Here is an 11,858-nt window from a genome sequence, read left to right as displayed (position 1 = left end):
ACCTACAAGAAGAACGGGCTTGGTTGAAATAAGCTTTCAACATCAGGAACGTACTTTTTGTCGACCAAGAACATCACCACGTGATCGTCTTGTTCAATCATAGTTCTATCGTGCGCAATTAAAACTTCTTCCCCGCGCACAATAGCACCAATGGTAGTACCCGGTGGTAGTTTAAGATCGCCAATCGCACGACCCACAACTTTTGAGGTGTTTTCGTCACCGTGGGCGATAGCTTCGATAGCCTCGGCAGCCCCACGACGTAATGAAGATACATTAACAATATCGGCACGACGTACATGAGTCAGTAGCGCAGAAATAGTGGCTTGCTGAGGAGAGATAGCCACATCAATATCGCCACCTTGCACCAACTCAACATAAGCGCCACGCTGGATTAGCACCATCACTTTTCTTGCGTTAAGGCTCTTTGCTAGCATTGCTGACATGATGTTGGTTTCATCTTCGTTCGTCAGCGCGATGAACACATCCATCTCTTCGATGTTTTCTTCGTATAACAGTTCTTTATCGGCTGCGTCACCACATAGCACTATGGTATTTTCTAGCACTTCAGAGAGCATTTCAGCACGTTCAAGGTCGCGTTCAATCAGCTTGATGGAGTAGTTACGCTCCAAGCGTTTTGCTAGACCTGCACCAATATTACCGCCACCAACAATCATGATTTTGCGGTACTGCTTTTCAAGACGTTGTAATTCACTCATTACAGAGCGAATGTCATTACTGGCCGCCACAAAGAACACTTCATCATCGGCTTCGATAACTGTGGTACCTTGCGGTCTGATAGCACGTCCCTGACGGAAAATAGCCGCTACACGAGTGTCAATGTGAGGCATATGCTCACGCAGGGCAGAAATAGCATTACCGACCAATGGGCCGCCATAAAATGCTTTTACTGCCACTAAGCTGACTTTCTCTTCTGCAAAACTAACTACTTGCAGTGCACCAGGGTATTGAACTAAGCGTTCGATGTAGCCAGTGACTAACTCTTCTGGTGCAATAAGGTGATCAACAGGAATAGCCCCTGACTTAAATAGAGAGTCTTTCTCTTTTAGGTATTCAGGAGAGCGGATTCGAGCAATGCGGTTTGGGGTATTAAATAGAGTGAATGCAACTTGGCAAGCAGCCATGTTGATCTCATCAGAATTGGTTACCGCCACCAGCATATCGGCATCTTGAGCTCCGGCATCGCGTAACGTGTCAGGGTGACTTGCAGCACCATTGATTACACGAAGGTCGTACTTATCTTGTAATTCGCGCAGACGACGATTATCGGTATCTACAATAGTGATATCGTTATTTTCGCCAACAAGATTTTCAGCAAGAGTACCTCCGACTTGTCCGGCACCCAAGATTATGATTTTCATCGATTATTTTCCTATACAGCAGGGCTTAGTTTAATTTAGCTCTTTTTTTGTAGAACCGCATAATAGAAGCCATCCATATTGTGCTCCCCAGGTAATATTTGTCTTCCTGGGTTGCTTGGATCACTATCGATGAGTTCAACATCGTCTGTGCGAGCTAAGAATGCCTGTACTTGCTCTGTATTTTCAACCGGAGAAATTGAGCATGTAGCGTAAACTAAGGTTCCGCCTTTCTTCAGTTGTTGCCACATAGCATCTAAAATTTCGCTTTGTAGCTGAGCTAGAGCGGGAAGATCATCTGCGCGACGTAACCATTTGATATCTGGGTGACGACGGATAACACCAATAGCAGAACAAGGCGCATCCAGTAAAATGCGGTCGAACTGCTCACCTGTCCACCATTGGTCAGGATTACGTGCATCGGCACACATTACCTTGGCAGTTAGATTTAAGCGCTCTAAGTTTTGATGCACACGTTCTAGGCGTTGTGGATCAGCATCAATGGCAACCACTTCACTGTTGGTGGTGTTTTCTAGGATATGTGCGGTTTTACCACCGGGAGCGGCACAACAGTCTAGGATAAGCTCGCCATCTTGCGGTTGTAAGTATTCTAGAGCCAATTGAGCGGCGGCATCTTGCACCGATACCCAACCTTGCGCAAAACCCGGAAGCTGATTGACATCACAAGCTCGATGTAGACGTAGCGCATGACGTGCTTGAGGGTGAATGTCGGCTTCAATGTCTTCTGCTTCGAGCAATTTCAAATACTCGTCGCGAGTATGATGCTGCGCGTTTACACGTAGCCACATAGGTGCTTTGGTGTTGTTGGCTTCAACAATGGATTCCCAGTCATTTGGGTAAGAGGCTTTCAGCAACTTAAGTAACCAGCTAGGGTGACCATATTTGCCAGCATCGTGCTTAACCGAGATTTCATCCAATCGTTGTTGGTTGCGCTGATAGTTACGCAATATCGCATTAACCAAACCTTTTAGTTTGTGCCCTTTAAGTGACTGGCACGCTTCAACGGTTTCGGCAACGGCCGCATGGTCGGCAGTACGCATAAAGCTAAGTTGGTAAATACCCACTAACATTAAGTGATGGAACACGCGTTGTTTGCCCTTAAGGGGTTTTTCCATCAGTTCATTGACTATGGTTTCTAATCTTGGCAAGTAGCGAAGACAGCCATAGCAAATCTCTTGTAGCAGAGCATGGTCGCGAGGTTTTAATTGGGATTGTGCGTTGGGTAAAGCGCTAGAGAGTGAATAGCCTTTGTCTACAACTTGAAACAGCACGGTTGCCGCAGCGGCGCGTACATTCATAGGTATTTCCTAACAAGAGTAAGGCTTGAAAAATTCAAGCCTTAGAAATAAGTGATTATGCTAATTGGGTTCCAACAGGGAACCAATCTGCTCGAGAATTGAGTACGTCGCCTACCGACATAGCTTTTTTCCCGGGCACTTGGATTTGTTCTAGGATTAAGCGGCCGTTTCCAGTTGCGATTTGAATACCGTTTTTATCAGCACTGATGATGGTACCGACAGCTTCTGTACAGGCTTCAGAATTAACGCGTGCTTGCCATACCTTGATGTTCTTATCAGCAATGCTGAAATAACTCATTGGCCAAGGATTAAATGCACGAATTTCACGCTCAAGTGCCACAGCATCTTTGCTCCAGTTCAGTAGCGCTTCTTCTTTGCTGAGTTTCTTGGCGTAATTCGATAGGTCATCATCTTGCTTCACCGCAATGGCTGTGCCTTGCGCTATGTTTGCTAAGCAATCAATGAGAGCAACAGGGCCAAGTTTTGCCAGTTTGTGGTACAAGGCGGCACTAGTGTCTTCAGGTTCGATAGGTAAAGTCGCAATGTGCAGCATATCGCCCGTATCTAAACCAACATCCATTTGCATGATGGTCACGCCAGTTTCCGCATCGCCCGCCCAAATTGAACGTTGAATTGGGGCTGCGCCACGCCAGCGAGGCAAAATAGAGCCGTGTACGTTGATGCAACCCAGTTTAGGCGTATCAAGTACTGGCTTAGGCAATAATAGGCCATAAGCGACCACAACCATGATATCGGCGTTTAAGTCAGCCAACTGTTGCTTGGCTTCGTCTGACTTGAAGTTCTCTGGCTGAAAAACAGGAATATTGTGTTCAATAGCGAGGTTTTTAACTGGACTTGCAGTCAGTTTTTTACCACGGCCCGCTGGTTTATCTGGGGTCGAGTAAACCGCAATAACCTCATGCTCCGAAGATAACAACGCCGCCAAATGGTCGGCGGCGAAATCTGGAGTCCCTGCAAATACGATCTTTAGTGCTTTGCTCAATGCAAACTCCTGAATAATTAGTTTCTTTCGTTGAAGCGCTTTATTTTTTCTAGCTTGTCTTTGATGCGTTTACGTTTCAGGGGAGAAAGGTAATCAACAAAGAGTTTACCGGCTAAGTGGTCCAACTCATGTTGTACACAGATAGCAAGTAAATCGTCTGCTTCAAAGGTAAATTCGTCGCCGTTACGGTCTTGTGCTTTTACCGATACTTCGGCGGCTCTAGGTACAAGAGCACGCGCACCGGGCACAGATAGACAGCCTTCTTCAATACCGTCTTCACCGCGCTTCTCGGTGATTTCTGGGTTGATCAATACCAAAGGCTCATCGCGATTCTCAGAAAGATCGATTACCACGATACGTTTATGAACATTAACTTGGGTAGAAGCTAAGCCAATACCTTCTTCTTCGTACATGGTTTCAATCATGTCGTCGATGTGTTTTTGGAGTTCAGGCGTAAAATCTTCGACTGGTTTTGCAACCGTACGAAGGCGATCATCAGGAAAGGTTAATACTTGTAATAAAGACATAATCACTCAAAAAAGTTGAACTGCGCCGAAAGAATCTCAGCTACTTGTGACAATTTTAGTCATTTTGGTCTTCAAATAACAGCACCAATATAAATCGATGAGAATAACGATGACAGAACAACAGATAATAGCTTGGTTAACCTTGTCGATGACGCCTCGTTTGAGTGGGGTTAAGCTACAAAAAATCATTGAGTTTACCTCTCCGTTAGAGCTCATCAATTTATCTAAAAAAGAATTATTCGACTTAAAGTTTACCGATTTACAAGTGCGCCATTTAACAGACAAACCCAACGCCAATGTCGAACGCTGTCTAAACTGGCTGAGCAAAGACGGTAACCATTTGCTGATTTGTGAAGATGACAGCGCTTATCCTCAGTTATTAAAAGAGATCCCATGTTACCCGCCATTATTGTTCGTGCAGGGCGAGGTGTCGGCTTTAAGTTCCAATCAGATTGGCGTTGTAGGCAGTCGCAATAGTAGCCAAGACGGTTTGTATATTACGCGTCAGTTTTCTGCGGAGTTAACGCAACTTGGGGTGACGATAACCAGTGGGCTTGCTTTAGGTGTCGATGGGCATGCTCATCAAGCGTGTCTTGATCATAAGGGGACGACAGTTGCGGTGTTAGGCAGTGGCTTTGACTACCTCTACCCAAAACAGCACCAGCGTTTAGCTGAGCGCATTAAAGCAACCGGCGCATTGGTGTCTGAGTTTGCTCCTTTTTACCCCCCTAGAGCGTATAACTTCCCTAGACGAAACCGAATTATTAGTGGTTTATCGGTAGGGGTGTTGGTCGTTGAAGCGGCGGCGAAAAGTGGTTCTTTGATTACGGCTCGATTTGCTTTAGAGCAAGGTAGAGATGTGTATGCCGTTCCTGGCTCTGTGCTTAACCCTAATGCGATGGGGTGCAATAACCTGATTCGGGATGGGGCGGTGCTGGTACGCAGTGCACAAGATATTGTCCAAGAGATGAATGGCTTGATTGATTGGTCTCAGACTGAGCAACAAGGTTTGGGTTTTCATGCTCAATTGCCAGCAAAAAACAGCGAAAAATGCGCGTCAGAATCAGATTTGAATCAAGGTTTACTTAATCTGTTGGGAGATAAGCCAACAGCGGTTGATTTTTTGGCACAAAGCACCCATTTACCCGTTAATCAGGTTATGATGCAGTTATTAGAACTGGAGCTAAAAGGACTCGTGGCTTCAGTAGGTGGTGGTTATATTAGATTAAGGGGGAGCTGACTATGATGGATATTCTTATGTATCTATTTGAGACGTATATTCATAGCGAGAGCGATTTGAACGTCGACCAAGATGAGCTTGAACAAGAACTCCTTCGCGCAGGTTTCCATCAAAACGAGATCTACAAAGCGTTAAACTGGCTTGAAGACCTTGCAGCTTTGCAAAGTGACGATTCAAGTCAAAATATAGCGACTAGCTCAGCGACTTCAATCCGAATTTATTCTGAGAAAGAGCAACAAAGAATAGACACTCGTTGCCGAGGATTCATTTTGTTCTTAGAACAAATTGAAGTGCTTAACCCAGAGCTTCGCGAAATGGTGATTGATCGCGTCATGGGTCTTGAAACCCGAGACTTACAGTTAGATGACTTGAAATGGATCATCTTAATGGTGCTGTTTAATGTTCCGGGCAATGAAAGTGCCTACAACACAATGGAAGAGTTACTTTACTCGACCGATCACGGCATTTTGCATTAAGCCATGCTAGATAAACGCTATGAGTAAAATTAATCATCAACTTTTTTCCGCGGAAGGGCATGCTTTAGAGCAATCATGTCCTAATTGCGGTCATCCTCTACAAATGCGTCATGGTAAGCATGGGGCGTTTTGGGGATGTAGCAATTATCCTAGTTGTGATTACATAAAATCATCACATCAGGCTTCAGGGCAAATCATTAAGCCATTGGGTGTGCCTTGCCCTAATTGTGGTGATGAGCTGGTACTTAGACAGGGCCGCTATGGCATGTTTATTGGTTGCTCTGATTATCCCGATTGTCACTATATTGGCAGTTTAGATGAGCCAGAAGATCACAGTGTCGAATCCTTTGTTTGCCCAGAATGCCATAAGGGGCATTTGATTGAGCGTAAATCTCGATATGGGAAAGCATTTTATGCCTGTGATCAGTACCCTAAATGTCAGTTCTCGATCAACAGTGAGCCTAAGCAAGGTAAGTGCCAAGAGTGTGGTTTTGAATTGTTGATGGTGAAGAAAAGCGGAGATAAAAGCAGTGTGATATGCGCCAGTCGTAAGTGTCAGGCAAAGCAATTACCTCAGGTAAAGTAATAATCGCTGATTAAATAATAAAAAAGGAGGCGATTGCCTCCTTTTTGCCGTTTATAGGCTGTGTTTTCTATAGCCGGTTATTTTTGATGCAGTGCAGGGAAGGCACTTGCATCTAACCACTGTGCGATATCTTGCAATTGTTGTTGCAGATCCGCTGGGCTATTACCACAAACATTAATGTGTCCCATCTTACGTCCAGGACGCTTATCCTTGCCGTACCAATGGATATGAGCTTGTTTCATGCTCAAAATCTCTTGTGCAAGAGTATCTTCACCCAGAATGTTAATCATAGCGGTAGGACGCAGTGCTTCAGTGCTACCTAGCGGTAGTCCACAAACGGCGCGCATATGATTTTCAAATTGGCAGGTTTCAGCACCTTGCTGTGTCCAGTGACCAGAGTTGTGAACGCGAGGAGCAATTTCATTGACCATCAATTGCCCTTTAACATCGAAGAACTCCAATGCTAAAACACCCACATAATCTAAACACTCAGCAACGGCAGTAAACATTTGCTTCGCTTGAGCTTGCAGCTGTGGCTCATCAATTGCGGTTGATAGGCTCAACACGCCATCGGTATGCACGTTTTCTGCTAATGGGTAGACAGCGATTTCACCATGTTGATTGCGAGCGCCAATTAAAGACACTTCACGATCAAAGGCAACAAATTCTTCAGCAATGATTGCCTGCGCTGCCGAAGAGGCAATGCACTGTTCCATTTCTGCCCAGATAGCATCAACTTGCGAGGCTTCTTTTAAACGCCATTGACCTTTGCCATCGTAACCGCCTAGAGTGCTTTTTAACACCATAGGTAAACCTACGTATTCAATGGCTTGTTCGAAATCTTGACGAGTACGAATAAGCGCATATTTAGCGTTGGCAACGTTTGCTTTATCGAGCAGTGCTTTTTCAATGCGGCGATCGCCACCGGTTTTGATTGCAGTCGCACTTGGCAATAGTTTGCCGCTCGCCTGACACGCATCCAAAACAGGATGAGGAACATGCTCAAATTCAGCCGTAATCACATCAGCTTGCTCAATCGCAGCTGCCAGTCCACTACCTAGTTTGGTTTGAGTGATGGGCTCAACAATAGACTCACTGTTGACATCAAAAGCGATAGTTTTGATATTCAGTGGAGCGGCGGCTAGAGCCATCATGCGCGCTAGTTGTCCAGCACCTAAAACTAAAACTTGCACAGTATTAATCCTCCGCTGGGTTCGGATTAGCCAGTACAGTGTCAGTTTGTTCTTTACGGAAAGCTTCTACTTTTTCCATCACTTCAGGAACGTGAGTACCGATAATTTGCGCCGCTAAGATACCAGAGTTTGCTGCCCCTGCTTCACCAATCGCCAGAGTACCTACCGCAATCCCTTTTGGCATTTGTACAATAGAAAGCAGTGAGTCCATACCTTTTAGAGCTCGAGACTGAACAGGAACGCCAAGCACAGGAAGGCTAGTAAATGCTGCACACATACCAGGAAGGTGCGCTGCGCCGCCAGCACCAGCAATAATAACTTTAATACCACGTTCTTTTGCACTAGAAGCATAGTCTGCTAGTAGTTGTGGAGTACGGTGAGCTGATACAACTTTAGTTTCGTAGCTAACACCGAATTGGTCGAGCATTTCAGCAGCTAACTTCATCGTTGGCCAATCTGATTTAGAACCCATAATAATACCGACTTGCATGTAACGACTCCTAATTTAACTAGTAGAGATTTAGATACCGATTTTGCGCGCATTATACGGTTATTTTTTGATTAGGAAAACGTTTGCGTCGCTTTGTTTTGCGGATTTAGAGGAAATGCTTACCAGTCACGAATAGAATTTGTAAACTAAGGTAAAGATAGTATAGAGAGGATACTCAAGGAATGATGCTAATTGAGCAAACTGTCGGGGCTCTTCGCCAAGGAAAGGTTATCGCTTACCCCACAGAAGCCGTGTTTGGTGTTGGGTGCGATCCCGACAATGAACAAGCCTTACAGGCGTTAATTGAACTAAAACAAAGAGACCCTGCAAAAGGGTTAATTTTAATTGCGGCCAGCTTTGAACAGCTACTGCCGTACGTAGATGTAAGTGAACTTTCAACTGAACAGCTTGACGTGGTATTCCAAAGTTGGCCGGGCCCAGTGACTTGGGTTATGCCAGTGAGTAAGAAAGTACATCAGTTAGTGCATGGGCAGTTTGATAGTGTTGCGGTAAGGGTGACAGATCATCCTTTGGTGCAGCAGTTGTGTATTGAGTTTTCTAAACCGATCACCTCAACTAGTGCTAACTTATCAGGACTGCCTCCTTGTTTAAGTGCAGAAGAGGTTGAGAGTCAGCTTGGCAATGAAAATGTCTTCATTGTTGAAGGTGCGGTAGGCGATAGATGCAAACCGTCTGAAATTAAAGACGCCAAGACATTACAAATATTAAGACAAGGGTAAACAATGACACAGGTTGATAAAGGAGCCGTAAAACGCTTTTTATTGCAATTGCAGGACAATATTTGTTCTGAATTGGAAAAAGCGGATGGGGATGCAACCTTTGTTGAAGATGCATGGCTCCGAGAGCAAGGCGGCGGTGGCCGAACTCGAGTCTTGAAAAATGGCGCGGTTATCGAGCAGGGAGGAGTCAACTTCTCACATGTCTTCGGTGACAAAATGCCAGCTTCTGCGACGGCCAATCGTCCAGAGTTAGCGGGCAGAAAGTTTGAAGCTATGGGTGTTTCTTTGGTTATTCATCCAAAGAACCCTTATGTACCGACTTCTCACGCCAATGTACGTTTCTTTATTGCTGAGAAAGAAGGCTGTGAACCTATTTGGTGGTTTGGGGGTGGTTTTGACTTAACACCATTCTATCCATTTGTAGAAGATTGCCAGCACTGGCATCAGGCGGCAAAGCAATTGTGCGCTCCCTTTGGTGATACTGTGTATGCAGAACATAAAAAATGGTGTGATGAGTATTTCTATCTACCGCATCGAAATGAAACTCGCGGTATTGGTGGCTTATTTTTTGATGACCTAAACGAATGGGGCTTTGAAAAATGCTTTGCCTACATCCAAGCGGTTGGAGAAGGGTATACCAAGGCTTACGTGCCTATTATTGAAAAGCGTAAGAATACCCCGTTTACCGAACAACAGCGTCAATTCCAACTTTATCGACGCGGTCGCTATGTAGAGTTCAATCTAGTTTATGACCGAGGCACCTTGTTTGGTTTGCAAAGTAATGGACGAACCGAATCCATATTGATGTCCATGCCACCTTTAGCGCGCTGGGAGTACAACTACCAAGTAGCAGAAGGTTCCCATGAAGATCGTCTATATAAAGAGTACCTAGTGCCTAGAGAGTGGTAACACTTTTTCTTCACGCTGTTCAGTGGTAGGTTCTTAGAAGGTCGTTTTATGATTAGTTTTTCAGTCAGGTAGGAAGATGAAGCAGTTAATTGATAAGTATGTCGTATTTGGAAACCCAATAAAGCAGAGTAAATCACCGTTTATTCATACTTTATTTGCCCGTCAGACTAACCAGAGTCTTACCTATTCAGCGCAACACGCTGAAGTGGGCGAGTTTACCCAAGCGGCCACAGAATTTTTTGCTCAAGGCGGTAAAGGTTGCAATATTACCGCTCCCTTCAAGCATGATGCCTACCAACTGGCAGATAGGTTGACCGAAAGAGCACAGCTTGCCGGTGCGGTGAATACACTGAAAAAGCTCGATGATGGTGAGATTATTGGTGATAACACTGATGGTGAAGGGCTAGTTCAAGATCTACTGCAATACCAAGTATTACTTAAAGGTGCCAAGATTCTGGTTATTGGTGCTGGTGGTGCAGTGCGCGGTGTCTTAAAGCCATTGCTTGATCAACAGCCTCTAGAACTTGTGATCGCCAATAGAACATTGAGTAAGGCGCAAGCTCTGGCGGAGCAATTTAAACCGTATGGTCCAATCAAGGCGCTGCCTATCGATGAAGTAGCAGAAAGCTTTGATGTTGTGATTAACTCAACGTCCGCAGGGCTAACGAAACAGCTACCTAAAATATCAGCCAGAATATTTTCCTCACAAACCGTCAGCTATGACATGGTTTACGGTGCAGGAACGACGGTTTTCAATCAGTGGGCAAAAGAACAAGGTGCGGCGAAAGCTTACGATGGTTTAGGCATGTTAGTTGGACAGGCCGCTGAGAGCTTTATGTTGTGGAGAGGGATTCGACCTGGGGCAAAACAAATCCTCAGAGAATTACGTAAAAACCTAGAGGGCTCGTAAATGAACCAATCTATTATCTTTACCGATCAACAAAGCTGGAATGCCAATAATAAGACAGTGACCTTTATTGGTCAGCAAGCGGGTAATCTTATTGAATGCATCGTCTCGGTTTCCTATTTGCAAAACCTATCACAACTGCCTATTGAAGATGAAAATGTGGCATTGCAGGTTTTTTCCGAATACCGCTTTGATTTGGAAGATCTGGCAGAAGAGCTGATTGAAGCAGAAGAGTTCAACCAGCTAGGGCAAATTGAAATTAATTGATGTCGTGCACTTCGTTCAAGTAGTCGTTTTTATTTTGAACATAGTTATCGGCAGACTTCACCAAAAACGCGGTTTCTTCTTCAGTTAAAGGTCGTATCTGTTTTACAGGGCGACCTACATAGAGATAACCGCTTTCTAATACTTTATTCGGTGGAACTAAGCTTCCTGCGCCAATAAACACATCGTCCTCTATAACAGCACCATCCAAAATGGTACTGCTCATTCCCACAAGCACTCTATTTTTAATTGTGCATCCATGTAGCATCACCAAGTGACCTACAGTTACATCATTGCCAATTAATAGCGGATAGCCGCTTGGATTGCTTGGACTCTTGTGAGTAACATGCAATACAGAACCATCTTGAACATTGGTTCGTTCGCCAATATGGATATGATTAACATCACCACGAGCGGCAACATGTGGCCAAATGCTAGAATCCGTACCTATTTTTACATCACCGACAATAACGGAAGAGTCATCAATATAAGCATTGGGCTCAATTGACGGCTTAATGCCCTTGAAACTGCGTAAAGAACTCATAGTTAAACCTCGCTAAAACTGTATCAATATTGTTATGAAACTATCAAAAAAAGACCTTTGTGGCTAATTGATGAGCATACGGCAATAAAAGGCGAAAATCTTCGAAAAAATGCTTGCCAACTTGATCTGTATCTCTATAATGCGCCCCACTGACACGGCAACAGCGACAACGCTTCGCAGTGATTCAGTCGGCAAATTAGCCGAACCATTTGAGTTTAACTTCTCTTCGAAAATAAATTCAAAAAAGTGTTTGACACTGTGGTTCAAAACGCTAGAATGGCCGT

15 protein-coding genes are annotated in these 11,858 nt (G+C 44.6%); 7 read left to right on the top strand and 8 right to left on the bottom strand.

Going from position 1 to position 11,858, the window contains the following annotated elements:
• Positions 1 to 2: 2 nt before the first annotated feature.
• Genes trkA through def form a run of 4 tightly spaced genes read right to left on the bottom strand, consistent with a single transcriptional unit; the run spans position 3 to position 4,225 of the window.
• Positions 3 to 1,379, bottom strand: a complete 1,377-nt coding sequence (gene trkA, locus VHA01S_RS15265) for a Trk system potassium transporter TrkA (RefSeq protein ID WP_023405249.1) — start codon at positions 1,377 to 1,379, stop codon at positions 3 to 5.
• A 35-nt stretch (positions 1,380 to 1,414) separates the two neighbouring features.
• Positions 1,415 to 2,695, bottom strand: coding sequence for a 16S rRNA (cytosine(967)-C(5))-methyltransferase RsmB (rsmB, locus tag VHA01S_RS15260; protein WP_023405248.1), 1,281 nt, complete (start codon positions 2,693 to 2,695; stop codon positions 1,415 to 1,417).
• A 55-nt stretch (positions 2,696 to 2,750) separates the two neighbouring features.
• Complete coding sequence (gene fmt, locus VHA01S_RS15255; protein ID WP_023405247.1) at positions 2,751 to 3,698, bottom strand: methionyl-tRNA formyltransferase; 948 nt, start codon at positions 3,696 to 3,698, stop codon at positions 2,751 to 2,753.
• 17 nt (positions 3,699 to 3,715) lie between these two features.
• On the bottom strand, positions 3,716 to 4,225 hold the full coding sequence (gene def / locus VHA01S_RS15250; protein ID WP_023405246.1) for a peptide deformylase: 510 nt from the start codon (positions 4,223 to 4,225) through the stop codon (positions 3,716 to 3,718).
• Positions 4,226 to 4,334: 109 nt separating this feature from the next.
• Here def and dprA point away from each other — a divergent pair, with 109 nt between their 5' ends.
• From dprA to VHA01S_RS15235, 3 genes are read left to right on the top strand one after another with little or no spacing between them, the layout of a single operon-like run.
• Positions 4,335 to 5,465 (top strand): DNA-processing protein DprA, encoded by a 1,131-nt coding sequence (gene dprA, locus VHA01S_RS15245; protein WP_023405245.1) that lies wholly within the window; start codon positions 4,335 to 4,337, stop codon positions 5,463 to 5,465.
• Between the two features lie 2 nt (positions 5,466 to 5,467).
• Positions 5,468 to 5,941 (top strand): DUF494 family protein, encoded by a 474-nt coding sequence (locus VHA01S_RS15240; RefSeq protein ID WP_021714832.1) that lies wholly within the window; start codon positions 5,468 to 5,470, stop codon positions 5,939 to 5,941.
• A gap of 19 nt (positions 5,942 to 5,960) precedes the next feature.
• Positions 5,961 to 6,527, top strand: coding sequence for a DNA topoisomerase family protein (locus tag VHA01S_RS15235; protein ID WP_023405244.1), 567 nt, complete (start codon positions 5,961 to 5,963; stop codon positions 6,525 to 6,527).
• 77 nt (positions 6,528 to 6,604) lie between these two features.
• Here the strand turns inward: VHA01S_RS15235 and VHA01S_RS15230 are convergent, their stop codons facing one another.
• The gene (locus VHA01S_RS15230; RefSeq protein ID WP_021714833.1) at positions 6,605 to 7,720 is read right to left on the bottom strand and encodes a 5-(carboxyamino)imidazole ribonucleotide synthase; all 1,116 of its coding nucleotides are present in this window, start codon (positions 7,718 to 7,720) and stop codon (positions 6,605 to 6,607) included.
• A gap of 4 nt (positions 7,721 to 7,724) precedes the next feature.
• Entirely contained in the window at positions 7,725 to 8,210 is a 486-nt protein-coding gene (purE, locus tag VHA01S_RS15225) for a 5-(carboxyamino)imidazole ribonucleotide mutase (protein WP_023405243.1), read from the bottom strand.
• A gap of 182 nt (positions 8,211 to 8,392) precedes the next feature.
• Between purE and tsaC the strand changes: the two genes are divergently transcribed.
• The 4 genes from tsaC to VHA01S_RS15205 all read left to right on the top strand — a co-directional run bounded on the left by tsaC (position 8,393) and on the right by VHA01S_RS15205 (position 11,033).
• The gene (tsaC, locus tag VHA01S_RS15220) at positions 8,393 to 8,950 is read left to right on the top strand and encodes an L-threonylcarbamoyladenylate synthase type 1 TsaC (RefSeq protein WP_023405242.1); all 558 of its coding nucleotides are present in this window, start codon (positions 8,393 to 8,395) and stop codon (positions 8,948 to 8,950) included.
• A 3-nt stretch (positions 8,951 to 8,953) separates the two neighbouring features.
• Entirely contained in the window at positions 8,954 to 9,859 is a 906-nt protein-coding gene (hemF, locus tag VHA01S_RS15215) for an oxygen-dependent coproporphyrinogen oxidase (protein WP_023405241.1), read from the top strand.
• A 76-nt stretch (positions 9,860 to 9,935) separates the two neighbouring features.
• On the top strand, positions 9,936 to 10,769 hold the full coding sequence (aroE, locus tag VHA01S_RS15210) for a shikimate dehydrogenase (RefSeq protein WP_023405240.1): 834 nt from the start codon (positions 9,936 to 9,938) through the stop codon (positions 10,767 to 10,769).
• The gene (locus VHA01S_RS15205; RefSeq protein ID WP_023405239.1) at positions 10,770 to 11,033 is read left to right on the top strand and encodes a DUF1488 family protein; all 264 of its coding nucleotides are present in this window, start codon (positions 10,770 to 10,772) and stop codon (positions 11,031 to 11,033) included.
• On the opposite strand, the gene VHA01S_RS15200 is transcribed toward VHA01S_RS15205, so the two are convergent.
• Together VHA01S_RS15200 and VHA01S_RS18555 are read right to left on the bottom strand one after the other, a co-directional pair.
• Positions 11,026 to 11,574, bottom strand: coding sequence for a gamma carbonic anhydrase family protein (locus VHA01S_RS15200; RefSeq protein WP_023405238.1), 549 nt, complete (start codon positions 11,572 to 11,574; stop codon positions 11,026 to 11,028). The two genes, VHA01S_RS15205 and VHA01S_RS15200, sit on opposite strands and share 8 nt — an antisense overlap.
• Positions 11,575 to 11,637: 63 nt before the next feature.
• Positions 11,638 to 11,858, bottom strand: a 221-nt coding sequence (locus tag VHA01S_RS18555; RefSeq protein WP_039971131.1) for a hypothetical protein, incomplete at its 5' end; no start/stop codon positions are given.

Origin of the sequence: Vibrio halioticoli NBRC 102217 (assembly GCF_000496695.1) — a bacterium.
Taxonomy (GTDB): domain Bacteria; phylum Pseudomonadota; class Gammaproteobacteria; order Enterobacterales; family Vibrionaceae; genus Vibrio; species Vibrio halioticoli.
The sequence above is the reverse complement of the archived record's forward strand: the minus strand, read 5'-3'. Positions and strand labels throughout refer to the sequence as shown.